This is a genomic window from Dyella sp. 2YAF14 (assembly GCF_052114725.1).
Classification (GTDB): domain Bacteria; phylum Pseudomonadota; class Gammaproteobacteria; order Xanthomonadales; family Rhodanobacteraceae; genus Dyella.
The window spans coordinates 428,804-453,895 of sequence record NZ_JBFRFH010000001.1; the positions used below are offsets into that span (position 1 = coordinate 428,804).

27 protein-coding genes are annotated in these 25,092 nt (G+C 64.7%); 16 read left to right on the forward strand and 11 right to left on the reverse strand.

Annotation, left to right across the window (positions count from 1 at the left end):
• Nucleotides 1-58 precede the first annotated feature (58 nt).
• Nucleotides 59-1,288, reverse strand: coding sequence for a sensor histidine kinase (locus tag AB4Y82_RS02045; RefSeq protein ID WP_441604199.1), 1,230 nt, complete (start codon nt 1,286-1,288; stop codon nt 59-61).
• A 210-nt stretch (nt 1,289-1,498) separates the two neighbouring features.
• On the opposite strand from AB4Y82_RS02045, the gene AB4Y82_RS02050 reads away from it, so the two are divergent.
• The 9 genes from AB4Y82_RS02050 to AB4Y82_RS02090 all read left to right on the forward strand — a co-directional run bounded on the left by AB4Y82_RS02050 (nt 1,499) and on the right by AB4Y82_RS02090 (nt 9,382).
• The gene (locus AB4Y82_RS02050; RefSeq protein ID WP_121878804.1) at nt 1,499-2,122 is read left to right on the forward strand and encodes a GNAT family N-acetyltransferase; all 624 of its coding nucleotides are present in this window, start codon (nt 1,499-1,501) and stop codon (nt 2,120-2,122) included.
• An 8-nt stretch (nt 2,123-2,130) separates the two neighbouring features.
• Nucleotides 2,131-2,898: a septum site-determining protein MinC gene (gene minC / locus AB4Y82_RS02055; RefSeq protein WP_441604200.1), complete on the forward strand. Its 768-nt coding sequence runs from the start codon at nt 2,131-2,133 to the stop codon at nt 2,896-2,898.
• 43 nt (nt 2,899-2,941) lie between these two features.
• The gene (minD, locus tag AB4Y82_RS02060; RefSeq protein WP_046970574.1) at nt 2,942-3,757 is read left to right on the forward strand and encodes a septum site-determining protein MinD; all 816 of its coding nucleotides are present in this window, start codon (nt 2,942-2,944) and stop codon (nt 3,755-3,757) included.
• Nucleotides 3,758-3,762: 5 nt separating this feature from the next.
• Nucleotides 3,763-4,032 carry a cell division topological specificity factor MinE gene (gene minE / locus AB4Y82_RS02065; RefSeq protein ID WP_441604201.1) on the forward strand — a complete coding sequence of 90 codons (270 nt, stop codon included), beginning with the start codon at nt 3,763-3,765 and terminating at the stop codon, nt 4,030-4,032.
• 74 nt (nt 4,033-4,106) lie between these two features.
• A complete protein-coding gene (locus tag AB4Y82_RS02070) occupies nt 4,107-4,616 on the forward strand; it encodes a hypothetical protein (protein ID WP_441604202.1) in 510 nt (169 codons plus the stop codon).
• A gap of 90 nt (nt 4,617-4,706) precedes the next feature.
• The gene (locus AB4Y82_RS02075; protein WP_441604203.1) at nt 4,707-6,077 is read left to right on the forward strand and encodes an NfeD family protein; all 1,371 of its coding nucleotides are present in this window, start codon (nt 4,707-4,709) and stop codon (nt 6,075-6,077) included.
• A gap of 23 nt (nt 6,078-6,100) precedes the next feature.
• Nucleotides 6,101-6,850: a slipin family protein gene (locus AB4Y82_RS02080; protein WP_441604204.1), complete on the forward strand. Its 750-nt coding sequence runs from the start codon at nt 6,101-6,103 to the stop codon at nt 6,848-6,850.
• 142 nt (nt 6,851-6,992) lie between these two features.
• Nucleotides 6,993-8,252 (forward strand): TIGR03862 family flavoprotein, encoded by a 1,260-nt coding sequence (locus AB4Y82_RS02085; RefSeq protein WP_441604205.1) that lies wholly within the window; start codon nt 6,993-6,995, stop codon nt 8,250-8,252.
• Between the two features lie 188 nt (nt 8,253-8,440).
• Entirely contained in the window at nt 8,441-9,382 is a 942-nt protein-coding gene (locus AB4Y82_RS02090) for an HDOD domain-containing protein (RefSeq protein ID WP_441604206.1), read from the forward strand.
• Between the two features lie 9 nt (nt 9,383-9,391).
• Here AB4Y82_RS02090 and AB4Y82_RS02095 read toward each other — a convergent pair whose 3' ends face one another.
• The 7 genes from AB4Y82_RS02095 to thpR all read right to left on the reverse strand — a co-directional run bounded on the left by AB4Y82_RS02095 (nt 9,392) and on the right by thpR (nt 16,241).
• Nucleotides 9,392-10,384 (reverse strand): LLM class flavin-dependent oxidoreductase, encoded by a 993-nt coding sequence (locus tag AB4Y82_RS02095; protein WP_441604207.1) that lies wholly within the window; start codon nt 10,382-10,384, stop codon nt 9,392-9,394.
• A 473-nt stretch (nt 10,385-10,857) separates the two neighbouring features.
• Nucleotides 10,858-12,033 carry a YVTN family beta-propeller repeat protein gene (locus tag AB4Y82_RS02100; protein WP_441604208.1) on the reverse strand — a complete coding sequence of 392 codons (1,176 nt, stop codon included), beginning with the start codon at nt 12,031-12,033 and terminating at the stop codon, nt 10,858-10,860.
• A gap of 33 nt (nt 12,034-12,066) precedes the next feature.
• Nucleotides 12,067-12,879, reverse strand: a complete 813-nt coding sequence (locus AB4Y82_RS02105; protein ID WP_441604209.1) for a creatininase family protein — start codon at nt 12,877-12,879, stop codon at nt 12,067-12,069.
• Nucleotides 12,880-13,062: 183 nt separating this feature from the next.
• Complete coding sequence (locus AB4Y82_RS02110) at nt 13,063-13,275, reverse strand: oxidoreductase-like domain-containing protein (RefSeq protein WP_441604210.1); 213 nt, start codon at nt 13,273-13,275, stop codon at nt 13,063-13,065.
• 20 nt (nt 13,276-13,295) lie between these two features.
• Nucleotides 13,296-14,063 (reverse strand): class I SAM-dependent methyltransferase, encoded by a 768-nt coding sequence (locus tag AB4Y82_RS02115; RefSeq protein ID WP_441604211.1) that lies wholly within the window; start codon nt 14,061-14,063, stop codon nt 13,296-13,298.
• A 94-nt stretch (nt 14,064-14,157) separates the two neighbouring features.
• Nucleotides 14,158-15,555 carry a M20/M25/M40 family metallo-hydrolase gene (locus AB4Y82_RS02120; RefSeq protein WP_441604212.1) on the reverse strand — a complete coding sequence of 466 codons (1,398 nt, stop codon included), beginning with the start codon at nt 15,553-15,555 and terminating at the stop codon, nt 14,158-14,160.
• 86 nt (nt 15,556-15,641) lie between these two features.
• Nucleotides 15,642-16,241: an RNA 2',3'-cyclic phosphodiesterase gene (thpR, locus tag AB4Y82_RS02125; RefSeq protein ID WP_441604213.1), complete on the reverse strand. Its 600-nt coding sequence runs from the start codon at nt 16,239-16,241 to the stop codon at nt 15,642-15,644.
• 150 nt (nt 16,242-16,391) lie between these two features.
• Here thpR and AB4Y82_RS02130 point away from each other — a divergent pair, with 150 nt between their 5' ends.
• The 3 genes from AB4Y82_RS02130 to AB4Y82_RS02140 all read left to right on the forward strand — a co-directional run bounded on the left by AB4Y82_RS02130 (nt 16,392) and on the right by AB4Y82_RS02140 (nt 17,930).
• Nucleotides 16,392-16,793 (forward strand): ExbD/TolR family protein, encoded by a 402-nt coding sequence (locus AB4Y82_RS02130; RefSeq protein WP_441604214.1) that lies wholly within the window; start codon nt 16,392-16,394, stop codon nt 16,791-16,793.
• Nucleotides 16,794-16,985: 192 nt separating this feature from the next.
• A complete protein-coding gene (locus tag AB4Y82_RS02135) occupies nt 16,986-17,336 on the forward strand; it encodes a hypothetical protein (RefSeq protein ID WP_441604215.1) in 351 nt (116 codons plus the stop codon).
• 36 nt (nt 17,337-17,372) lie between these two features.
• The gene (locus tag AB4Y82_RS02140) at nt 17,373-17,930 is read left to right on the forward strand and encodes a Spy/CpxP family protein refolding chaperone (protein WP_441604216.1); all 558 of its coding nucleotides are present in this window, start codon (nt 17,373-17,375) and stop codon (nt 17,928-17,930) included.
• A gap of 52 nt (nt 17,931-17,982) precedes the next feature.
• Here AB4Y82_RS02140 and AB4Y82_RS02145 read toward each other — a convergent pair whose 3' ends face one another.
• Nucleotides 17,983-18,591: a 2'-5' RNA ligase family protein gene (locus AB4Y82_RS02145; RefSeq protein WP_441604217.1), complete on the reverse strand. Its 609-nt coding sequence runs from the start codon at nt 18,589-18,591 to the stop codon at nt 17,983-17,985.
• A gap of 168 nt (nt 18,592-18,759) precedes the next feature.
• Between AB4Y82_RS02145 and AB4Y82_RS02150 the strand changes: the two genes are divergently transcribed.
• The 3 genes from AB4Y82_RS02150 (at nt 18,760) to AB4Y82_RS02160 (ending at nt 21,209) form a co-directional block, all read left to right on the forward strand.
• Nucleotides 18,760-19,215, forward strand: coding sequence for a hypothetical protein (locus AB4Y82_RS02150; protein ID WP_441604218.1), 456 nt, complete (start codon nt 18,760-18,762; stop codon nt 19,213-19,215).
• Between the two features lie 111 nt (nt 19,216-19,326).
• A complete protein-coding gene (locus AB4Y82_RS02155; RefSeq protein WP_441604219.1) occupies nt 19,327-20,847 on the forward strand; it encodes a tetratricopeptide repeat protein in 1,521 nt (506 codons plus the stop codon).
• Nucleotides 20,848-20,930: 83 nt separating this feature from the next.
• The gene (locus tag AB4Y82_RS02160) at nt 20,931-21,209 is read left to right on the forward strand and encodes a GIY-YIG nuclease family protein (protein WP_441604220.1); all 279 of its coding nucleotides are present in this window, start codon (nt 20,931-20,933) and stop codon (nt 21,207-21,209) included.
• 81 nt (nt 21,210-21,290) lie between these two features.
• On the opposite strand, the gene AB4Y82_RS02165 is transcribed toward AB4Y82_RS02160, so the two are convergent.
• Entirely contained in the window at nt 21,291-23,597 is a 2,307-nt protein-coding gene (locus tag AB4Y82_RS02165; RefSeq protein WP_441611092.1) for a transferrin receptor-like dimerization domain-containing protein, read from the reverse strand.
• Between the two features lie 266 nt (nt 23,598-23,863).
• Here AB4Y82_RS02165 and AB4Y82_RS02170 point away from each other — a divergent pair, with 266 nt between their 5' ends.
• Nucleotides 23,864-24,484, forward strand: a complete 621-nt coding sequence (locus tag AB4Y82_RS02170; RefSeq protein WP_441604222.1) for a hypothetical protein — start codon at nt 23,864-23,866, stop codon at nt 24,482-24,484.
• A gap of 4 nt (nt 24,485-24,488) precedes the next feature.
• Here the strand turns inward: AB4Y82_RS02170 and AB4Y82_RS02175 are convergent, their stop codons facing one another.
• On the reverse strand, nt 24,489-24,941 hold the full coding sequence (locus AB4Y82_RS02175) for a GyrI-like domain-containing protein (protein WP_441604223.1): 453 nt from the start codon (nt 24,939-24,941) through the stop codon (nt 24,489-24,491).
• Nucleotides 24,942-25,092 lie beyond the last annotated feature (151 nt).

Sequence of the window (25,092 nt, forward strand, 5' to 3'; positions counted from 1 at the left end):
ACGGAGAAAACGATGCGGCTATCCAAGCAGCACATTTTTACACGACAACCCAGCAAGGCTACAGCATGCCCAGCGCGGGTGGCTCGAACCGTGACGGGGTGTGCGCGAGTTCCGGCAGCTCGCCCAGCGGCAGGCGCACGGTAAGCGCAAAACCCTGCAGCAGCGCCGGATCGACCATCACACTGCCCTCGAATTCGACCAGTCGCTCGCGCATGCCCGACAAGCCATTGCCCGGGCGGAAGTTGGTCGCGCCGCGGCCATCGTCGCGCGCGTAGAGCTCCAGCAGGTTGGCGTTGACGTAATCAAAGCGTAGCCACAGGTTGCGCGCGCCGGCATGGCGCGCGGTATTGGTGATGATTTCCTGGGCACAACGCAGCAGCACCTGGGCGCGACGGGGATCCTCCACGCTGAAGCGCGGCGGCGTTTCCATGTGGACGTTCAGGCCTGGCACGCCCTCGGTCAGGCTGCGCAAGGCGACGGTGAGGTCGATCGCGTCGTCCTGGCGCAGCTCGCTAACCACTTCGCGCACGTCCGACAGCAGATGCTTGGCGGTCACCTGCGCTTTCTGCACATGTTCGGCGGCCTGCGCGTTGACCAGGTGGCTGGCCACTTCCAGATTGAGGCTGAGCGCCGTCAGGTGATGGCCGACCAGGTCGTGGAGGTCGCGCGCAATGCGCATGCGCTCGGCGATGCGGGTGGACTCGGCCAGCAAGGCGCGGGTGGCGCGCAGCTCGGAATTGAGGCGCCGCTGCACTTCGCGCTCTTCGGCCTGCAGGCTGGCGATCATCGAGGTGAAGAACACCAGGGCCGAGATGCCCAGGTACATGCACACCTGCAGGAACGCCGTGACGATGGTCCAGCCCATGTAACTGGCGATGATCGGGATCAGCATCAGGTTCTGCAGCAGCATCCAGGCCAGTCCCGCGCCCACCGGCAGCTGCCAGGGCAGCACCACGGCGATCACCAGCATCAGCATGGCCGACAGGCCGCTCTGGCTGAACCAGCCCATGGCCACCGCCGAACCGGTCAGCACCACCAGCCCGAGCAGCTGGACGATGGAGGGGTAGCCGGTCTGGCGCGTCATGCCCGAGCGCCGGGTCAGCAGCAGATAGGTCACGCCGAAGATCAGGTAGGAAAGAATCCAGCCCGTGATATTCGGGTTGCTCCACCACGCACTGACCTCCGCCAGCCCGCCAGGACCGGAGAGCAGCGGCAGCGCGACGCAGAGGTACGTGAACAGACCAGCGTACCGGAGCAGCCGGATGTGATTAATGTTTGACCAGGCCATATGCGCATCATTCGCTACCCGCAGACTTGGTGCAATGCGTGAGAAGTCATTGCTCCACCCCTGCCAGAAGGCACAAAGGTTGGCGCTTTACAAAGGTTTTACATGGTGCGCCGTGTTATGTGCGGCCGCGTGGCGCATGTCATAATGCCGCCGTCACGCGGGGCCGATCCAACGGTCTTACTCTTCGAACCACACACAGCGGAGCAACGAATGGCCCTTGCCATCCGCGACGTGCGAGAGCACGACCTGGATGCCGTACTGGCGCTCAACAACGCCGCCGGCCGCACCATCCTCGCCCTGGACACCGCACAGCTGCGCTATTTCTACGACCACGCGGACTATTTCCGGGTGGCCGAAATCGATGGCCATCTTGCCGGTTTCCTGGTCGCCTTCCGCGAAGGTCGGGACTATGACAGCCCCAACTATCGCTGGTTCTGTGAGCACTACCCGCAATTTGCCTATATCGACCGCATCGTCATCGCCAACGCCTACCGCCGCCACGGCCTGGGTCGCATTTTCTATTGCGACGTCACCAGCTATGCGGAAGTGCGCGTGCCGCTGCTGACCTGCGAAGTGTTCCTGGAGCCCCGCGACGACGTGGTGGTGCTGTTCCACGGCACCTACGGCTTCCAGGAAGTGGGCCAGCAGCGCATGGGCAGCGACGGTCCCCAGGTGAGCCTGCTCGCCAAGGACCTGCCCAGCTACGCCTTCGTGCGAGAAACCTATCTGGACCACGACGGCCTTCCCGATGTGCCGTGGCTGGCCGAACGCCAGCACCCGTCCTCCTCCCCCGATACCACCCGGCGCCGCCTCGCGGGAGAGCGCCGCCAGTGAATGCAAAGATGGATCAACAAGACGCCTGTGACCTGCGCTTCGGCCAGGTCGGCATCGCCAACGTGCGCATCAAGCGCGTGGACGCAGCGGCGCTGTGCGAAGAGCTGGAACGCCGCGTTCGCGCCGCACCCCAGCTGTTTGCCCGCGCCGCCGTGGTGCTGGACCTCAGTCACCTGATGAACCTGCCCGACGACGGCACGGTCGACGCGCTGCTCGAAGCCGTGCGCAGCGCCGGCATGCTGCCCGTGGGCCTGGCCTATGGCACCAGCGAAGTCGATGCGCTCTCCCAGCGCATGGGCTTGCCGCTGATCGCCAAGTTCCGCGCCGCCTATGAGCCCGCCGACGGCGGCAGCATCGCACCGCCGGCACCGCCTGCCGCCGCTGCCGAACCCGTGCGTCGCACGGAGCCTGTGCGACAGGAAGCCGAGCCTGCTGCGCCGGTCACCAACGCCGGTGCGCAGCACTACGAAGGCACCGTGCGCTCTGGCCAGCAGGTGTATGCGCGCGATCGCGATCTGGTCGTCACCGGCGCCATCGCCAATGCTGCCGAGGTGATTGCCGACGGCAGCATCCATATCTACGGCAGTTTGCGCGGTCGTGCGATGGCCGGCGCACAGGGCGATGAGAAAGCGCGCATATACATTTCAGACTTCCGCGCGGAGCTGGTGGCCATCGCCGGTCACTACCGCGTGTTTGAACAAATTCCAAAAGACCTCGAAGGCCAGTCTGTGCGATGCTGGCTCGAAGGGGAAAAATTGCTGATCGCTAAGCTTTGACGATCAGTCATTACAACTACAAAGAACCATGCGGAGATGAGCCTTGACTGCTGAGATTATCGTTGTCACCTCGGGCAAGGGTGGCGTGGGCAAAACCACGACCAGTGCCTCGCTTGCCACGGGCCTCGCCATGGCCGGCAAGAAAGTCGCGGTGATCGATTTCGACGTCGGCCTGCGCAACCTCGACCTCATCATGGGCTGCGAGCGGCGCGTGGTGTACGACTTCGTCAACGTCGTGCACGGCGAAGCCACGCTCAAGCAGGCGCTGATCAAGGACAAGCGCTACGAGACCCTCTACGTGCTTGCCGCCAGCCAGACGCGCGACAAGGACGCGCTGACCCAGGAAGGCGTCGAGAAAGTGCTCGAAGACCTGGGCAAGGAAGGCTTCGATTACGTCGTGTGCGATTCGCCGGCCGGCATCGAAAAGGGTGCGCACCTGGCGATGTATTTCGCCGATCACGCCGTCGTGGTGGTGAACCCGGAAGTGTCCTCGGTACGCGATTCCGATCGCATCCTGGGCCTGCTCGCCAGCAAGACGCGCCGCGCCGAACGCGGCGACGGCGCGATCAAGCAGCACCTGCTGCTGACGCGCTACAACCCGGCCCGCGTGGCCGTGGGCGAAATGCTCAGCGTGAAGGACGTCGAGGAAATCCTCGGCATCAACGTGGTGGGCGTGATTCCCGAATCGGAAAACGTGCTGGCCGCCTCCAACGCCGGCGTGCCGGTGATCCTGGACGACAACTCGTTTGCCGGCCAGGCATACAGCGACACGGTTGCCCGCATCCTTGGTGAAGAACGTGCCCTGCGCTTCCTCGAGGTGCCGAAGAAGGGCTTCTTCCAGCGCGTATTCGGAGGCTGATCGGCATGGGTATTCTTGATTTCCTGAAGCGCAAGCCGGAACCCACCGCTGGACTCGCCAAGGAGCGTCTTCGCATCATCGTGGCTCAGGAGCGCTCCACCCGTGGCGCTCCCGACTACCTGCCGTTGCTGCGCAACGAGCTGCTCGAAGTGATCAAGAAATACGTCCACGTCGACCTCGACGCCATCAACATCAATGTCGAGCGCGACAGCGGACACGAGATCCTCGAGCTCTCCGTGGCGCTGCCCGAGAACACGCCAGCCAAGTCCATCTGAGATCGTGGCGCGGCACTGCCGCGCCACGCACTTCGCGATGTGCGTCGCCGCTGAACCACGGCGACTCTTTCCTCATGCCAGTTCCCACCTCTCCTCCTGACGAAGCCAGCGTGATGCGCCTAGCCGAGATCGGCTTCGATGCGCCTGCGCGCTTGCTTGCGCGTTACGGGCTTGCCCTGCAGCGCGTCGATATCGGCACGCCCATCCCCGGCAGTTTCTGGGGCGATGAGGAAGCTGGCATCATCGGCACGACGGTCTACGCACGCGATGACACCCCCGTGCATTCGTTGCTGCATGAAGCCGGTCACCTGATCGTGCTGCCGCCTGAGCGCCGCAGCGAGGTGCATACCGACGCCACCGATTCCGTAGCCGAGGAAGACGCCACCTGCTACCTGCAGATCGTGCTGGCGGATGAACTGCCCGGCGTGGGCCGCGAGCGCCTGATGGACGATATGAATGCCTGGGGCTATACGTTCCGGCTCGGCTCGGCCCAGGCCTGGTTCGGCGAGGATGCCGCCAATGCCCGGCAGTGGCTGGTGGAACACGGCCTGCTGAACCCGGACGGGCAGCCCGCGTTTAGCTGACCCAAGCGGGCCAAGCAAAACCTCCCGCTTATCTCACACCCAGACAACACCCGCTGGCGCAGTGTGATATCGCCAAACGGGAGACCGTGCGTGACACCATGGCTGAAGACAGCGGCCAGTGTGCTATGTGCCGCGATGCTGGCCTCAACCACGCTTGCCGGCGATGCCGCCGGTGGCTCGGCGCGTTCCGACGGTTTCGTGGCGCGCATCGAACTCAACGGCCCGATCGGCCCCGCCGCCGCGGAATACGTAGACACCTCTCTTCAACACGCCAGGCGCGACGGCGCAACGGCAGTGCTGATGCAACTGGACACCCCGGGTGGCCTGTCCGATTCGATGCGGCAGATCGTTGCCAGCATTCTTGCCTCCCCTCTTCCGGTAATTGGTTACGTGGCACCGGGCGGTGCCCGCGCCGCATCGGCAGGAACCTATATCCTCTATGCCTGCCCCATCGCCGCGATGGCGCCCGGCACGCATCTGGGTGCGGCCACGCCGGTATCGCTGGACGGCAGCGGCAAGCTTCCGCTGCCGTCGCCGGCGACATCCGCACCGGACGCAGCGCCACTGACGGGCGCCGATGCGGAATCCAACAAGGTGATCAACGACGCCAATGCCTTCATCCGATCGCTGGCGCAGCTCAACGGCCGTAATGCCGACTGGGCCAGCAAGGCCGTGCAAGGCGCGGCCACGCTGACCGCCGACGAAGCCCTGCAGAAGCATGTGGTGGATCTGGTGGCGCCCGATGCTTCATCGCTGCTCGCGCGCCTCGAAGGGCGTCGCGTGCACGTCGATGGCCAGGATGTCACGCTGCATCTGGCGGGGCTGCCCTTGCGCGACTATGCGCCGAACTGGCGCACGCATCTGTTGGGGCTGGTCACCCATCCCACCATCGCCTATCTGCTGCTGCTCGCCGGCATCTATGGCCTGGTGCTCGAGGCCTTCCATCCGGGCGTACTGCTGCCGGGCGTGGCCGGGGCCATCTGCCTGCTGGTCGGGTTATATGCCTTGCAGCTATTGCCGGTGAACTACGCCGGACTCGCCCTGATGATGCTCGGCGTGTGCCTAGTGCTGGCGGAAGCCTTGATGCCATCGGTGGGCGCCATCGGCATCGGCGGCGTGCTCTCCTTCGTCATCGGCTCGATCATGCTGTTCGATGCCGGTGTGCCCGGTTACGCCGTGAACCTGGGCGTGATCGCCGGCATGGCGCTGGCTGGCGTGGTGGTGCTGGCGCTCTTGTTGCGCCTCGTCGCGCGCGCCCGCCACACACGCAAGTTCAATGGCGACGAACGCATGCTGCTCAGCACCGGCGAATTGACCGAGCCGCTCGACGCGGCAGGCGATGGCTGGGCGCGCATCGGCGGCGAGCAATGGCGCGTGCATGGCGACGCCCCGCTGCCGGCCGGCTCACGTATCCGCGTGGTGGGGCGCGACGGCTTGCTGTTGCGCATCACCCGCGCCTGACATCGGCAACAAAGGAGAGGCTCATGTTTGGTTTCGTCGGCGTGATCGTGATCTGGGCTGTGGCGATGCTGTTCCTTTCGATCAAGGTGCTGCCCGAATACCAACGCGGCGTAGTGCTCACGCTGGGCCGCTACACCGGCACCAAGGGGCCGGGACTGGTGATCCTGATTCCCATCGTCCAGCGCATGATGCGGGTGGATTTGCGCGTCACCGTGATGGACGTGCCGCCGCAGGACGTGATCTCCCGCGACAACGTCTCGGTGCGTGTCAATGCAGTGGTGTACTTCCGCGTGGTGGAACCGGACAAGGCGATGCTGCAGGTGGCGGATTTCTTCCAGGCCACCAGCCAGCTGGCGCAGACGCGTCTGCGCTCGGTGCTGGGCCAGCACGAGCTGGACGACATCCTCTCGCAGCGTGATTCGATCAACCACAGCCTGCAGCAGATCCTGGACGAAGCCACCGATCCCTGGGGCATCAAGGTCAGCAATGTCGAGATCAAGGATGTGGATCTCAACGAGACCATGGTTCGCGCGATTGCCCGCCAGGCGGAAGCGGAACGCGAGCGCCGCGCCAAGGTGATCCACGCAGAGGGCGAATTGCAGGCGGCCGAAAAACTGCGCGATGCCGCGGCGATGCTTTCGCAGCAACCGCAGGCGCTGCAGCTGCGCTACATGCAGACCATGTCGGACATGTCCAATAGCGGCAAGGCCTCGACTATTGTGTTTCCGCTGCCGCTGGATTTGTTGAGGCCGCTGCTCGGCAAGGGCGACTGACCTTGTAGGAGCGCACTTGTGCGCGACCGCGTCGCGTGAGCGACGCCACCTTTCCGCCCGCCCGGTCGCGCACAAGTGCGCTCCTACAAGGGTGCGGTTGGCCTGGCTGTACAATGCCCGACCACCCGCCATCCGCCCCGCCATGTCCAGCACGCCCACCCACGTTCGCCTCGCCGTCATCGGCGGAGGCCCTGCCGGCCTGATGGCGGCGGAAGCGGCGCACGCGGCGGGCGTGGCGGTGGATGTGTTCGACGCCAAGGGCTCGGTGGGACGCAAGTTCCTCATCGCCGGCAAGGGCGGCATGAACCTCACGCACGGCGAAGCCAAGCCGGATTTCGTGCAGCGTTACGGCAAGCGTGCGCGAGAAGTGGGGGCATGGCTTGAGGATTTCGATGCGGACGACTTGCGCGCCTGGGCACGCCAGCTGGGCGTGGAGACCTTTGTTGGCACGTCCGGTCGCGTGTTTCCCAGCGATCTGAAAGCCGCACCTCTGCTGCGCGGCTGGGTACGCCGCCTGCGCGAGGATGGCGTGCGCTTTCATGTGCACCGCCGATGGCTAGGCTGGACGGACGACGGCTTGCTGCGCTTCGCCACGCCCGATGGCGAACATGCGGTGCGCGCCGATGCAGCGGTGCTTGCCATGGGCGGCGGCAGCTGGCCGGAACTGGGTTCGGAGGGTGCATGGCAGTCGCCGTTGCTTGCCCGCGGTGTCGATGTATCGCCCTTGGTGCCTTCCAACTGCGGCTTCGATATCGCCTGGAGCGAACATATCGCCGGTCGTCATGCCGGCGCACCGCTCAAGCCGGTAGTGATCCATCTGCGCGATGAGCATGGCCGCGAGCACGCGCGCCAGGGCGAATGCGTGATCACCGCCCACGGCATCGAAGGCAGCCTGATCTATGCTTTTTCCGCCTTGATCCGCGACGCCATCGCCGCGCACGGCCCCATCACCATCGAACTCGATCTTGCACCCGATCGCACGCTCGATCGCCTGCGCGCCGATCTGGCCAAGCCGCGCGGCAAACACTCCATGAGCGACCACCTGCGTCGCCAGACCGGGCTCACCGGGGTGAAGGCCGCGCTGCTGCACGAGGTGCTCGACCGGCAGCAATTCCACGATGTCGACACGCTGGCCCGCAGCATCAAGCGCCTGCCGCTGCGACTCACCCGCGCCCGTCCCATCGAAGAAACCATCAGCAGCGGCGGCGGCGTGCGGCTGGAAGCGCTGGACCCGCAACTGATGCTCGCCGCCCTGCCCGGCGTGTTCTGCGCCGGCGAAATGCTCGACTGGGAGGCGCCCACCGGCGGCTACCTGCTCACCGCCTGCTTTGCCAGCGGCCGCCGCGCCGGACTCGGGGCGGCGGCATGGATCAAGCATTTGCCCCCTGCTGCCGATAACTGAGCAGAGCGTCGCAGCGCGGCACAGTCGCACTACATTTTTTCCGCCAGCTGCCGATACCCCCAGCGTAGCGGGGGCCACACAGGGGAGCTGGCAGCACGATGATGGGAAACTGGTGGCGGGTATTCGGGCGTGAGCGCGCGGCAGAACCAGCAGCGACGCGGCCGGCTGCGCCCGAGCCGGAACTCCCGGTGGAAACCAGCCTGCCCCACGGGATGGTCTCGGGTGACGAGCTCGCGGAGCGTTTTTTCCGCTTCATCCTCAACCAGCCGGTCAACGCCGGCGACAGCGCCAACAAGCCGCGCGAACAGGCCGTTCTCCAGCGCCTGAAGGACCAGTGCGAGAACGGCCGCTTCGACGTACGCAGTCTGCCGCGCATGCCAACGGTGCTGCCGCAGCTGATGCGCGCCATGAAGAACGACAAACTCAGCGGCGCCCAGCTGGCCGACCTGATCAAACGCGATCCGGTGCTGGTGGGCGAAGTCATGCGCGTCACCGGCAGCGTCACCTATCGCACCGCCCATCCGGTGGGCAGTCTGCAGCACGCGGTCGTACTGCTCGGCCAGATCGGCCTGCGCCACGTGGTGACGTCTTACGTGATGAAGCCCATCCTGATGGCCAGCGCCGGTGCCAACGGGCAGATCGTGGGCCAGCGTCTATGGGATCACGCCGAACGCTGCGCGCACGCGGCGGTGTATCTCAGCAAGGGCCAGTGCGACGCTTTCGAAGCCTATCTGGTGGCCCTGGTCGGCTATAGCGGCCTGGGCGCCGTGGCGCGTTTGCTGGACAAGGAATTGCAGAACAGCGAACTGCCCGCCAGCTCAACGGCCTTCATCGATGGCTGCGTGCAGCTCGCCGCCGAACTCACCGTGCAGGCAGGCCAGCATTGGGATCTGCCGCCACCCGTGCAGGAAGCGCTGGTGGAACATTGCGAGCACGGCCATGCCGCGCTCACGCTGCCGATGAGTCGCGTGCTCTACGTCTCCCAGCGCCTCGCCATGAACCAGCTCCTCGCCGAACAAGGCCTGCTCGACAGCGAGGCTGGTTACAGCGAGGACCCGGTGGCCGCGTTTCCCGCGCAGCTGCTGGCGCGTTGCCAGCAGGACTTGCGCAGGAGTTTTGCGCCGGCCTGATCGGCGGCGTCAGCTCGACAGACGCTGCTTTACATCGGCCACGATGGCGTACGAGCGACAACGCGCCTCGTGATCGAACACGTTCGCGGTGATCATCAGCTCGTCCGGGCGATGGCGTTCGACAAACGATTCGATGCCCTGCTTCACCGTCTCGGCGCTGCCGATCACCGCGCAAGCGAGCGCATGCTCCACGCCGAATTTTTCGGTGGGCGTCCAGAAGTCTTCGATATTGTCGATCGGCGGCGGGATCAGGCCCGGGCGGCCACGACGCAGGTTGACGAAACTCTGCTGCTGGGTAGTGAACAGGCGCTTCGCTTCCTGGTCGCTTTCCGCCGCGACGATATTCACGCCGAGCATCGCGTACGGCGCGGCCAGGCGCGCCGAGGGACGGAAATCGCGGCGATACAGGGCCAGCGCATCGTCCATCGCGTCCGGCGCAAAGTGCGAGGCGAAGGCGAACGGCAAACCCATCGCAGCCGACAGGCGGGCGCTGAACAAGCTCGAGCCCAGCAGCCACACCGGCACATTGATGCCGGCACCGGGCACGGCGCGCACGGGTTGATGGGGTGTCGCCGGCTCGAAATACGCCAGCAATTCAGCCACGTCCTGCGGGAACTGCTCCGCGCTGTCGAAATAGCGGCGTAGCGCCCGTGCCGTGGCGTGATCGGTACCGGGCGCGCGCCCCAGTCCCAGATCGATGCGCCCCGGATACAGCGACGCCAGCGTGCCGAACTGTTCGGCCACCTGCAGCGGCGCATGGTTCGGCAACATGATGCCGCCCGCGCCGACACGTATGGTCGAGGTCCCACCCGCCACGTGACCGATCAGCACGGCGGTGGCCGCGCTGGCGATGCCTGGCATGTTGTGGTGCTCGGCCAGCCAATAGCGATGGTAGCCAAGCGCCTCGGCGCGACGGGCCAGATCCAGCGTGTTGGCGAAGGCCTGGGTGGTATCGCTGCCTTCGGTGACCGGTGCCAGATCGAGGACGGAGAACGGAATCATGGGGCTTCCTCATGCGGGAAGCCCCGATATTGGGGACGCTGTCCCCAATTGCCAGTGAGGCCGACCGACGTCTCAGCCCATTCGCCAGTTGCGCTCCTCGACGCGACCGCAGCGGCTGCATTCGCGGCGACCGGGTTCCGGCCGAGCCCATTGATGCTTGAAAACACGGCATAAAAGCCGTTCGAGCCACTGCTTCCCCTTCATGCCCACTCCCTGAATCGCATGCCAAAACGTGCTCTACGTCACAATTTAACAGTGGCATTCAGAAAAGGCGATAACAGCCGCATGACAGTTGGAAACTCGCCGTGTTTGACGCAAGTGCTTGCACCGGCCTGACTTTTTTCAGGCCGGTGCGGTCAACAACGACGGGAGACAGGCGTGGAACGCAGCATCAGCGTCCGCGCGGTCAATCGACTCCCGCTGCGGTTGAAGGACAGCAGCGGGATCGCGCGCCTATGCCAGCGCGCTCATGCTCAGCGCATGATGCCCGTGTGGCCCAGCGAGTAACGGCCCGGCTGCGGCCATACGGCGAGACCGTGCGGCTCCTGGCCCACCTTGATCTTGCGGATCTGGCCCGTGGCGGTGTCGATCGCATAGACCTCGTCGTCGAAGCGACCCGACAGCCAGAGCGTCTTGCCATCGGCGCTCACATTGCCCATGTCCGGGCTGCCGCCACCGGGGATCGGCCAGTTGGCCACCACCTTCTGCGAGGCGAAGTCGATCACCGACACGCTGCCCTTGCCGCCGCGCGGACCGTGCACCTTGTTGGAGCCGCGGTTGGCGACATACAGCTTGGTGCCGTCGCGGCTCGGGTACAGGCCATGCGTGCCCACGCCGGTCTTGACGAAGCCCACCTGCTTGAAGCTGGCGCCGTCGATCAGGTACACGCCATCGGCCATCATGTCGGCGACGTAGAAGGTCTTGCCGTCCGGGGACGAGCGGATGTCCTGCGGCATGCCCTTCTTGGACAGGTCCAGGTAACCGAGCACCTTGCGGTTGACCATGTCGATCTTCACCAGCTTGCCGGTGAACTCGCAGGTGAAGATGGCATAGCTGCCGTCGATGGCGAAGTCGGCGTGGTTGATGCCCTTGCAGTCCGGCGCGCTGAGGCTGGAATGCTCTTTCATGCTGTGAGCATCGCGGAAATCCAGGCGCGCGAACGCTTCGGCAACGACGATCGCTTCCTTGCCGTCCGGCGTGAAGTACATGTTGTACGGATCGTCCACCGGCACCGCCGTGCCCGGCTTGCCGGTGGCTGCGTCGATCGGCGTGAGGCTGCCGGTCTTCTTGCGCTCGGCATTGTTGGTGACCCACAGCGTGCGCAGATCCCACGACGGCACGACGTGCTGCGGGCCCTCGCCCACTTTGAACTTGTCCACCACCTTGTAGGTGGCCGGATCGATCACGTAGACATCGTTCGAACGCAGGTTGGGCACGTAGATGCGCGCCGGGTCGTTCTTCACGGCGGCGCTGAGGTGATTGAGCCCCGCTTCGCTGTACATGTTGGCGGCGTTCACCACCGGCGGCATGCCAGGGACGGTGGTGACGGACGAAGCCGCCAGGGCAGTGCCGGCCAGGCACGCAGCGGCAAGCGCCAACGGTGCGAGGCGGAACAGACGGGAGGAACGCAGGGATTTAGCGATGGCCATGGCTCACAACTTAGGTCGGGTGATTCGGGGAGGTCAGTGCGCCTGCGTGTCGCGACGCAAGGCATTCACTGTATTTACCACAATAGCATTCACGCCCAGCTGACCGAGGTCAGCCGCGGAGCGGCGCGGGTCGCCGCCATACACGCCATCGGCGGCGCCCAGCTTGGGGCCATCCTGCAACTGGCCAAGGCGCACCATCTGCGGGGCCACGGCAAGCTGCAGGGACGTATCGGCCAAACCGGCGTGCGTGCCGATCTCGTCATCCTTGATGCCGTGCTGGCGAAGGATCTGGTTGAAACCCTCCGATGAGGTGGCGTAGTACTCCGGCGGCACGATGACGCGCGCCTTGCCGCCCCAGGCTTTGTTCAACCTGGCGGCGACGCGGTCCAGATCCTTCAGATAGCCGCCGTGGTCGCCCAGCAGGACGATGTTGCGGAAGCCATGCACGGCAAAGCTTTGCGCGGCCGATTCCAGCATCTGCTCGAACACGGCATCGGGGATGGTGATGGTGCCGGGGAAACGCATATGCGAACTGGGTGGCGCGGTGCCACCTTCGGGCACGTAGGTCACCACGGGCGCCACCAGCGCATTGCCCAGACGTTCGGCGATCTTCTGCGAGAGGAAAGCTGCACGTGCGTTGTGCTTGCCCACGGCGATGTACGGGCCACTCTGCTCGGTGCCGCCGATGGGAATGATGATGGTGGTCTTGCCGGCCTGGACCTGATCGCGAATTTCGGTCCAGGTGAGGTCCTGCAGCTGCACGGTGTGCGGTGTCTGGGCGAAGGCGGCGTGGGCGCTCAGCAACAGCAGCCCGCAGGCAAGGGTTCGCAACGACGGGAAAGGCATCGGATGGTCCTGAAAAGCAGGCGCCAAGTGTAGAACGCCCCCCTGTGGGAGCGCACCCTGTGCGCGACAGCAATTTATCAGCGCCCCCCGCCCGTCGATCATCGCCAGGCGAATGATCAACACTGAGGCAGTCGCGCACAGGGTGCGCTCCCACAACAGTACGGCCTCGCGGTACCGCGACAATCAATCGGGCGAATGCAGCGGATGCCGCTCTTTCCACGCCGCCAGCGCTTCGCGGTATTTGCCCATGGCTTCATCGTAGAAATCGAAGATGCAGGGCACGCAGCCCTGGCCGCAGCAGTCTTCGTCGTCGGGGCGTTGCGGCGGAGTGGGTGGTGGATCGTCGGAGGGCGCGTTCGCGCCCTCCGTTACGGTGGTTTGCTGTAAATCAGTCAAATCGTAAGTACCGCTCAGAGTCAGCCGGGCTTGCGGAAACGATAGACGAACTGGTCGGTATGACCACGGATCGACTTGTCGAATACCTTGATGTTGTGCGGGTCTTTGGGATTGCGCAGCACGTCGCTTTCGCCGTCGAACACAAAGCCCACGGACTCGACCTGCTTCTTGACGATGGCCGGATCGATGCGATGCAAGGTGTCGGTGTCGCGCATCCCCGAACCGGCTTCGGCGACATGATCGACCACCACGAACAGGCCGCCGGGCTTGAGCGAATCGAACACCTGCTTGTCGAAGGTCACCGGATCGACGTTGCCCATGAACTTGTCCGGGTAGTCGTGGTAGTTCTGCGACGTGAAGACGAGGTCAACCTTGACCGGCGTCTTGAACTCCTTGGCCGGCACCATCAGTACACCGACATTGGCGTAATGCGGGTTGGCTACCAGCGCCTTGGAAGCCTGCACATCCGACTGCGCTTCCTTGCCGTATTCGTTGGGCCACACGGCGAAGACCTTGCCCTGGGGGCCGACCACGCCGCTGAACACGCGCGTGAAGTAACCGCTGCCGGGAATCAGGTCGACGACCGACTGGCCCGGCTTGACCTCGGCGAAGGCCATCAGATCGGCGATCTTGCGGCGATCATCGTTGACGGTGTCGTCCTTGCGCGCGGGATCGTTGACCGCGGCGGTGACGTACGAGGGGACCTCGGCTGGCGCCGGCGGGGTCGCCAGCGCCGCGGTGACAGGGAAAGCAAGAGCTACCAGCACTGCAAGGACGGTCGGACGCATGACGAACTCCGTTTTCAGTTGGGTATTGGGGGCGCTAGTTTGCGCCCCCTCAGCATAAACCGCTGCAGGAGTTTCGGCACGGTCCCAGGTCGCGTTATTTGCCGACCGCCGGACCCGCCAACGTGGTGAGCAGCACGTGCCAATAGGTCACGTCGTCATAGAACGACTTCACCGGCACGCGCTCGTTGAGGCCATGCGCGAACGCGTCGCTGTTCTTCATGAACATGCCGTTCACGCCATAGGTCGGGATGCCTGCTGCGCGGAAGTAGATGCCATCGGTGGCGCCCGATTCCTGCACCGGCGTGATCGCCACGCCCGGACGAATGGCATGCACCGCCTTGGTCACGGCCGCAACCACATCCGGACGCAGCGGCGAGGCATCGCTGGAAACCGCCTTGCCGATCAGGTTGACCTCTACCTTGGGACCCACCTGATCGGCCAACGTCTTGCGCACCGTCTCGATGGACACGCCAGGGAAGATGCGGCAGTTGATATTGGCGGTGGCCGATTGCGGCAAGGCGTTATCGGCGTGACCACCGCGCAGCATGGTGGCGACGCAGGTGGTCCGCGTCTTGCCCACTTCAGTAGGATCGGCCGCCAGCACGCTCGCTGCGTTGGCGTCATGCGGGTCCTTGGCGAAGTCGCGCATGGCCTGCCCCACTTTGCCTTGCGTGGTTGCGCCAAGTGCCTTGAACGAGGCGATGGTGGTGTCGTTCCACATCACCGGAAACTGATAACCCTGCACTTTCTTCAGCGCGTCCGCCAGTTCATAGATGGCGTTGTCGGCACGCGGCAGCGAACTGTGACCGCCCGCGTTGCGCGTGGTGAGTTCGAAATCCGCATAGGCTTTCTCAGCCGTTTGCAGGCCGAACACGAGCGGCTTGCCGTCTTCGCCGAGCTCGCCGCCGCCGGCATCGGTATTGAGCGCGAACTCCGCATCGACCAGGTCGCGATGATTCTTCACCAGGTCGTCCATGGTGTCCTGCGAGGTTTCCTCATCGCCCGTGTAGACGATGATGAGGTCGCGCGTGGGCACGAAGCCGGCCTTCTTGAGCTGGATGAAGTTCGCCGCGAGCACGGTGACGCCGCTCTTGATGTCTTCGGTGCCGCGCCCGTAGAAATAACCGTTTTCTTCGATCAGCTTGAACGGGTCGCGCTGCCAGTCTTCCGGCTTGGCGGTCACCACGTCCATATGCGCCATCAGCGCGATGGGCTTGCCGCCGGTGCCGTTGCCGCGATAACGCACCACCATCGCCGCCGTCTCGCCGTGCGGGATGATATGGATATCCGCATCGGGGAAACCCGCCGCGCGGAACTGGTCGGCGAGGTAGTTCGCCATCACCGGCACCTGCCCCTGCCCGATCTCCGTCTTGAACGCGATCAGGTGACTGAAGATGTCACGCGCCTGCGCCTGGTTGGCGTTCGGCGCGGCAGCCATGACGGGAAGCGCGACCGAGCAGGTCAGCACAGTAGCGAGCAAGGGTTTCAACATGGGCATCTCACCGGCGTCGGAAGGAGCCGTGAGTATGTCGTGTTACCCGGCCGCACGGCATCCTGCGGCGCGCCATGGCCCGCGGGCTATGGTGCCCGGAACCGCCAGGTGTCCAAGATCCGGTAGTCACCGCCGCCAACGACACTGTGCACCAACGAAAATCCTTCCACGCGCCAGCTGATCGGCGCGATCGCCATGGGCTCCGGCAGGCGGCCCCGGCTATAGGCAAAGGTCACATGCGGGGTGAACTGGCGTGACAGGTGTCGCCCCAGGCCGGCCAGCGACAACGTCTGTTGGAGGTCATTCCACAGTCGCTGCAGGCCTTCGGGTATGTGCAAGCAGCGCAGCACGCAAGGTGGTTCGCGACCATGGAAGGCCGCCGCCGAATCCAGCACCAGCTCAAAGGGCTGGGCCTGCACCTTGGCCCCGGCCGCCATCGCCGCCTTGGCGATGTCTTCGCGCAACATTGGGTGATCGCCAAGGAAATGCAGCGTGGCGTGATAGCGCGACGAGCGGATCATGCGCGCATGCAGATGCTGCTCGGCCGCCACCCGCGCAGCCGCGGCCTCGATGCGTTGAGCCACGGCAGCGTCCGGCATCAGGGCGAAGAACAGGCGGTGGACTTGCGGCGGGGTGTGGCCACCCAGCAGATCAGGCTGGCGATCGGAAGAAGATGGGCGGTTCATGCAGACACGACGTGGGGCTAGCGGTACACGATACCGCACACGACGACCCTACTTGCGCGACACCCGGCCGTCGGGAGTAATCTGGTCCCGCCGGCTCATCCCCAGGTCCGGCGTCCCACATCGATGCCATTCACGCGGTAAGGAGGAAGTATGGCTTTCTCTGCACGTGTTTCCGATGCTCCGCTCGCCCAGATCAACGTGACGCCACTGGTGGATGTGCTGCTGGTGCTGCTGGTCATCACGATGATCACCTCGCCCGTACTCACCCACAAGTTGAAACTCGACCTGCCGCAGCCGGGCCGCAGCAACCACGCCGCGACGTCCGAAGCGGTACGGTTGTCGATCCAGGTGGACGGCTCGATGACCTGGAACGATGTGCCGATCGATGCCGCGATGCTGTCATCGCAACTGGCGATCGCCGCGCACCAGGGCGAACCGCCGCGACTGCAGCTTGATCCCGCCGATGGTGCGCCCTATCAGTCTGTGGCCAGCGTGATCTCGGCGGCCAAACGCGCAGGCCTGGAGAAGATCGACTTCGTATCCACGCGCTAGCATCAACACCGGCGAGGACGTTGCGGCGTCCTCGTCGCTGTCGTGACAACGCAAATGTCACGCGGCAGCGACATAAGCAAACCGTTCCCAAAGTCGTATGAAAATGCGGCGACGTATTGTGCTGGCGTGCACATGGCCAGACCTACGCTTCCCACGTGCGACACCACCGCCGCACGGCCGGAGGGAACGTAGATGAAACACCACTCGTCCATCGCACTACATCACAAGCTTGCCGCCGCCGCGATGGCTGTGGCCTGGATGGCGCTGCCGCTGCCGGCGCTGGCGCAGTACCACCATGGCCCGCCGCCGCATTACGACCACCACGATTATCACAGTCATTACGACAATCACTACGACTATCACCATGACCACTACGACCATTACGACAATGGCGGAGCCGTGGTTGCCGGCGCACTGCTCGGCGTGGCCGCAGGCGTAGCGATCTCCAACGCCAATACGCCGCAGCCGCCGCCGACGGTGATTTACACCTCGCCGCCGCCACCGCCGCCGCCGGGTGTCGTCTATTACAACGACGGCTACTAGAACGCTGCCGCCATCCACTGCACAGGAACTCCGACGATGAAAACCACTCTTCGCAGTTTGACCCTGCCGGCGCTGGTGTCCTTTGCGCTGGTGGCCGCTCCCGCATGGGCGCAACAAGCCGCACCAACCACCGCGCCTGCCGCGCAGAAATTGCCCACGGCCACGCCGCCGGGTGCGCAGGACCATGGGCAGAAACACGCTGATGCGGTCGAGCGGCGCATTGCTGACCTGCACGCGCAACTGAAGATCACCGACCAGCAGGCCAAGCCCTGGGATGCCTTCGCGCAGACCATGCGCGACAACGCACGCAAGGCCGACGAGGCGTTCCGCGAACGCGCGCAGAAGCTGCCGACCATGAGCGCTGCCGACGCCATGAAGTCCTATGCCGATCTCACCGAGACGCATGCGGACAATATGAAGAAGCTCTCTTCCTCCTTCAGCGATCTGTATAGCGCGCTCTCGCCTGAGCAAAAGCAGATTGCCGATGCGATGTATCGCAACCCCGCCGGCGGCCCGAAGGGCGCCGGCCCTCACAAGGGCGGCAAGGCGAGCAAGAGCGTACCGGCTGGGGCTACTTCAAGCGCGCATAGCTGATCCACCGCTGCACCAACGAGACGCGGCACGGCAATCGTCGTGCCGCGCTTTTCTATTGCGCGCTGCGGGCGGGTTCCTGTGCATCTTCGAGCGCAACACGGCGAACGCATTGCAATGGCCCAAGTTGATCGCGAGCGTCGTAGGTGACGTACTGGAGCTCGCTGGCCTGCAGCGAGGGAGGTGGCGCCCTGACATCATCCAGCCGTTGCCGCAGTTCAGCCGCGGATACGCAGCGGCGATACAAACCCAGGGTGATGTGCGCGACATAGGGCGACTGCCTGATTTCGGCGCTGCATTCCCCCAGGACACCCCGCCACCTCGCCAGTCGTCCCATGGGATCGCCCACGGGAATGAAGGCAGCGCTGGCGAAGCTGTCCACTCTTGCGAGAGGCAGGCTGCACGCGACACCTGCGTCTGCCTCAAGCAGAGCCACCTGCTGCCCGAGCCGTTGCAGGGGAAAATCGTCGTCACGCTCTCCTTCGCCATGAAAGCCGCAGACGAATACCGTCAGATGCGCCTGTCGACGCGGGCTCGGATGCAGCAAGTCCGCCAACTGGTTGCGCGCGACCCGGATGTACTCGAGCAGTTCCGTATCGACCACGGGAACGATCCAGACGCCGTAGCGCAGGCGCCCCCGGCGCCAATGCGGGTAGTCGCGCAAATCAGCCACCAGGGTTTGGGCGGGTGCTGCCGTGGAGTCGGAAAACAACATGGATCGATGCTATCGATTTCGCCCGGTTGGTAGTGGCCGGCGACCCTGCAAAGAGTCATGTCGCCCGCCGGCCTGTATGCGTTTAGAGTAGCGGCGCCAGACGCCACGGAGAACACCATGACTCGCTCGCGTCATCCCCTGCTCACAGCCATCCTCTGGGGTGGCGTGGTCGCCGGCACGCTGGACATCGGCGCCGCCTCGCTCATCAGCGGTTTCAGCCCCGTCGTGATCCTCAAATACATCGCAGCCGGCTTGCTCGGCAAGGGCGCGCTCGCAGGCGGCCCAACGGAAGCGGCGCTGGGCATGCTGCTGCAATGGGCCATGTCGCTGGTGATCGCAGCCGTGTTCGTGCTGCTCGTGGGCCGCCGCGTGGCCGCCACGCGGCAGTGGCCCATCTGGGGCATAGCCTACGGCGTCGTGGTGTTTGCGGTGATGAATTACGTGGTCGTGCCATTGTCCGCCTTGCACAAGGTGCCGCACTTCAGCGTCTTCAGCTTCGTGGCCAACCTCGCGGCGATGCTGCTGTTCGGCTGGATCATCGCCCTGTTCGCCAGGACCCGGCTTTCCCCTTGATGGCTGTGGCCTCCCGCGACGGTGGCCAGCGCACTTAGAGGACGGCTCTTGCGGAGTCGCCACGTCCCTCGTCTTCGGGCACATTTGCCGTTGACACCGGGGGGAGTCTTCATGCGCAAAACAGCCGTCTTCTGCACGCTGCTGGCCATCGCCAGTGGCGCCTCAGCATCCACCACCAGCAAGCCGCCGGCACCGCCCGTCAGCACCGCCCAGAGTACCGATGCCGCGAAGGAAAACCTGCGCGTCGCCATGATCTACATCGGCAGCAACAATCTGAAAGCCGCCACGCAGGCGGTCGACCAGGTACTGCAGCAAGAGGACTTCGAGCGATTGCCGGAAAAGATTCGCTATGCCGCGCAGCTGATGGCTGGCGCCATTGCCGAGGAGCAGGGCGAGCACAAGAAGGCCTATGGGTATCTGGTGCGCGCGACCGCCCTGCCTGAAGCCGACGGCGAGGCCTGGTTCACCCGGCTGAGCAGTGCCTATGCACTCAAGGACTATGCCGATAGCGCCGTCTGCGTCACGACGATTGCGCAGCGATGGCCGGACAAACTCGGTGACATCAACGAGCGCGCCGTGATCACCATCGAACGTGAGTTGATGGATGGCAACCATGCTTCGCAGCGACTCGCTTATTTGCAGGCGCTATTCGATGCGCGATGGAAAGACTCGGACGGCGAGCCCAACGAGTTATGGCAGGACCTCGCCACGCTCCAGCTGGCCAATGGCCACACCAGGCAGGCGGCAGCGGCGGCCGCACGCATCGACTCGGCCCGCACCGTGCTGTCCATGCGCGTGGACAAACGCTTCGATGCGCTGACTCGCGCCGATCAGAAGCACTACGACGTCGATCGCATGCTGGCCCGTGAAATCGACAGCGCACGGGCACAGATGCAGTCCACTCCACACAAGCTTCGTCCGACGGTGCGCCTGCAATCGCTGCTGCTGAGCGCTCGGCGCTACGACGAAGTGTTGGCGCTCGCCGATGCGGTGATCGCCAAGACGCAGGATGGCAACGGCAGCGCGACCTACGAGGATTTCGACAAGCAGTACATCTGGCTGCTCGACGAACGCTCGCGTGCACTGGCCCGACTCGGGCGTTGGGACGAGGCGGTGGAACAGTGGCAGCGTGCCGCCCGCCGCCCCGAAGACGGCGGCATGAACGTGAGCCAGATCATCAACCTTGGCCAGTTGTATGCCGACCTGAAGCGTCCCGGCGAAGCACTCAGCACCGTGCAGGAGCTGGGCAGCATGAGCCCCTATGGGCGCATGCAATTGGAGATCGTGCGACTGGAAGCGGCCATCGTCCAACAGGACCAGGCGGCCATCAGCATGCATTTGACCTATATGCGTGAGCACCGCAAGGACGCCATCACCACCTGGCAGGCGGCATTGTTGCTGAGCAACCATCTGGACGAGGCGGTCGACCTGCTGATCGAACGCCTCAAGAACGAGGAATGGCGAAGCCAGGCGCTGGACGATATGCAGATATATGCCGACATCCGCACCACGCCCATGGACACCGAACGTCTGCGGCGATGGCGCGATGTGATTGCGCGTCCCCAGGTGCAGAACGTGCTTGCGGGCGTCGGCCGGGTGGAAACCTTCCATCTGGATCCCACCGAAACCTGATGGCCCTGCGTCGCCGGGGCTCGACCGCCCCGTCGCCATGCACGTAGGATGACGTGCCGGCGTTGCCCACGAATGCAGACCTCATGCCCCGCTCCACAGGCCCCTGGCTTCTCTACCTGATCGAATGCCGTGACGGCACCTACTACGCCGGCATCACCAACGATCTTGAGGCGCGCTACCAGGCGCACGTGAGCGGCAAGGGCGCGCGCTATACGCGTTCGCACCCTCCGCTGCGCTTGATCGGTTCGCGTGCCTATGAAAATCGCGCGGCAGCGTCGCGTGCGGAATGGGAAATCAAGCAGCTGCCCAGGCACAAAAAGATCGGCTATCTGGACGGCGCAGCTGTCGCTCCATCCGTGTAGGAGCGCACCCTGTGCGCGACCGCCGCCTGGAGGGCGGCCGCTTTGCCGGGTGGTCGCGCACAAGTGCGCTCCTACAGGGGGTTACGACTTCTTCAGCATCGCGGTGATTTTGTCCAGCTGTTCGCGGTAGCCATCCAAAATCTTGGCGGTGGCCTGCGCGTACTGGTTGGCCTCCTCCCAGCGACGTCCCTCGATCGCCTCGCGCACGCCAGGTACCGTTTTCACGCCATAGCCGGTGAGCATGCCCGGCGCGTAGATCATGTGGCGGAACCAGGGACGCGCCGGCAGACCGGCAGCGCTGGTCAGCGACTGCTCCATCTTCCCCATCAACGCATTGAGCTGCTGCTGTTGAGCGGCGGGCAGGTTGAAGCCAGCCGCGGCGCGCTGGCTGTAGGCGGCTTCGAAGGCCTGTGCGCTCTTTCTCAGCTTGCGCGTCGCATCGTCCAGCGGTGCGAGTTTGATCTCCGGCACATCGCTATCGCGCTCGGGCGCCAGCTGCGGCCGGGTGGGATCGGATACCAGTGCATAGGCGTGCTTGTCCAGCAACTGATGTTGCTGCTCGGTGTCCTTGCGTGTATCGGCGACCAGTTGATGCAACTGCTCCACATAGCGATTGAGCGTGTCGCTGAAGTCCTCAAAGCGCATCGGCAGCACGGTGGCGTCCGCGGTGCGCAGCACGATATGACCTGCGACCTTGGACAGCGCCACGCCGTACTGGAAATCGGGATCGCCGAAGCGCACGTAGTGATCGAAGGAGTCGTACGCCGAGTGATAGACGCCCTCGTTGTCTTCCTCGCCGCTGAAGCCCAGGTCCAGCGATGCAATGCCCAGGTGTTCGAGGAAGGCGCTGTAATCGGAACCCGAACCAAGCGCACTGATCGGCACGTCGCCACCGGCCGCGGCGAGCTTGGCGGCCTCCTTGGTTTCGGGCTTGGCGTCTTTGGCGGCGCCGCTGACCATCATGTGCGCACGCATGCGTTCGAGCACGCTGCCCTTGGTCTCCGGATCGGTCACGCCTGCAGCCACCTGGTTCACCAGATGCTGGTAGGAATGGCTGCCGCCGGCATCGAGAAAACCGCGGCTGTTGGTATCGGAGTTGAGATAGAGCACGGCCTTCTGCTGCAACTCGTCGGCATGGGTTTCCGCCCATTCGGTGGAGCCGAGCAGGCCGGCTTCTTCACCATCCCAGCTGGCATAGACGAGTGTGCGCTGCGAGCGCCAGCCCTGCTTGTAGAGCGCGCCGATGGCCTTGGCTTCGGCCAGCAGGGCGACATTGCCTGCCAGCGGATCCCAGGCGCCGAAAACCCAGCCGTCGTGATGGTTGCCGCGCACGATCCAGCGATCGGGCTCGGTGGAACCCTTGATGGTGGCGATCACGTCGTATACCGGCTTCTGGCCCCAATCGGACTGCACCGTCAAATGCACCGGCGCCGTACTCGGCCCCATGTGATAGGTGATCGGCAGCGAACCGCGCCATCCGCCCGGCGCCACCGGTCCGCTGAGTGACTTCAGCAGCGGCGTGGCATCGGCATAGGAAATCGGCAATACCGGAATCTTGAGGATGGTCTTCGCTTCGCTCAGCGACAGACGCTTGGCATCGTCGGTGGAACCGATGCCGGGGGTGAGCGGATCACCGGGATACTGCTGCATGTCGGCCACCGAGCCGCGCTGCACGCCATCTTCCGGACGCCAGCCGCCATGCGGATAGGTGTCGCCTGCGGCATATCCGTCCTCATGCGGGTCGGAATAGATCAGGCAGCCCACGGCACCGTGTTCCTGCGCCAGTTTGGGCTTGAGGCCGCGCCAACCCGCACCGTAGCGCGCAATGACGATCTTCCCGCGCACGTCGATGCCACGGCGGGCGAGGTCCTTGTAGTCGTCGGGCATGCCGTAGTTCACGTAGACCAGCGGCGCGCTCACATCGCCGTCGCCGCCATAGACGTTGTACGGCGGCAGCACGCCGTCCTTGATGCTGGAGGTGGCATCGCCTGCCACTGCCGGCTCGTGCAGCTTGGCGGTGAACGGGTGCGGGCCCTTCAGTTCCAGCGCCACTTTCTTGGGCGTGGGATAGAGCACGTTGAAGGTTTCGATATGGGCGTCCCAGCCCCACTCCTTGAACTTGGCCAGCATGAATTCCGCATTGGCCTTGTCGTGCGGCGATCCCACCTGGTTGGGAGCAGAGGACATCTGCTTGAGCCACTCGCGCTGGTCGGCCGGATCGAGCAAGGCATCAAAGCGTTGCTCCAGGCTCTTCTGGGCCGCCGCGCCGTCGCTGGTGAAGCCCAACAGGCCGGCGTCCTCATGGCCAGTGCCATCGGCACCCAGGGCGCTGCCCATGCAAGCCAGCAGGCAGGCCGTCAGCAACGGCCGTAGCGTCAAACGGGTCATGCGTTTCTCTCCCCAGCGGTGGCACAGTGAATACGCGGCGCTCTCTCGCCGCGTGGACGTTCAATGTTGTCGTGGCACTTATACCTTGAGGCCGTGGACAACCGTCTAGGACAAAGGTCATGGATCGGCCTTGCGCGTCTGGCCATGGCAATCGAAAAGGATCCGCCCCAAGCCTCCGGACCACTGAAGTTTGGCGCCCAGGCGCCGATAAACACCGTGTCACCCCGGCAACGGTGTGACACCAACCCCTTTCTGGCGGGACACCCATGCTGCAGACCGCGCCCAACATCCCGTATCTCAAAGCCGCATGGGCAGCCTTCGCCGGCATCAGCGGCGCCAACGCCAAGCAGAGCTACGAGGCGGCGGGCCTGAGCTTCACCCGCATCAATCACTCCACCCTGGTGCGCAAGAACGAGGTGCAGGTCTCCACCATGCCCGTTCACTACACGCGGCATGAGCTGCGCGTGGGTTTCCTTGGCCGCATCGAGAATGAAGTGCGCAAGGCCGTCAACGAGATGGAAGCCGTGTTCTACGGCGAGCTGTGCCTGCCCGATGGCCACCACCTGGTGATCGAGCTGGAGGAATGTCTGCGCTTGCTGCGCCGCCGTGGCAACCGCTCGCTGTCCATCCTGATCGAACCCGATGGCTCGGCGCCGCTGGCCGCGTGCATGCGGGTGGAGATGCGGGTGTTCCTCGATGCGCCGCGCGCCTGCCTGTTTGCCAACGCCGCGGGTCCCACCACCCAGGGCTGGGTCGACCTGCTCGAGGAAGCCCCCAAGCGCGCCCGCACGCCGCGCGCCAACCACTACGCCGAGCTCGCTCACCTGATCAGCGTCACGCTCAACGACGCCTTCGCCTCGTTTCCGCGAACCCAGTTGGCCGCCTAAGCGTTTATTCCACCGGGATGTACAGATCGGTCTCGGACGTCGGATCGTCCGGCGAAACGAAGCGCTCGTCGTAGCGTTCGAATTCCACGCCGGCACGCGCCTTGAGGCCCAGCTTGGGCAGCAGGCGGGTATGGATGGTCTGGAAACTTTCGCCGATGCGCGTGGCCACGCCGCGATGGGTGAACACACCGTACTTCTGCGCCGGCACCTGGAATTTCACCATGCCTTCGGGCACCGGCGCGTCATCGGCCACCGGCAGGCCCGCCACGTATCGCAGCATGCCATCGGGCAGTGGCGCGCAGACGCCGTAGGACACACCGGGCTGCGAGCGCAGGCCGATCTCGTGTTCCCGCGGCAGGAAGCGCTCCCACAAGGGCCCGATCCCGTTCGGGCTGCGGGCGATGTGCTCCAGTCCGACGACCGTGAAAGCAGGCAACGACACAATCCGATGATCCATGGCGCAGACGTCCTGGCAGCAGCGTTGAACGAGCCCCCAGCCTACGGCACTGGGCGTATGTGACAACAGGGTGAAAGTGGCCACTTGCATCGACCGGCCGTTTTTGTCTCCGCCGCGCGGGCGATGTCGATCTGGCCCGGGCCTGTTCGTC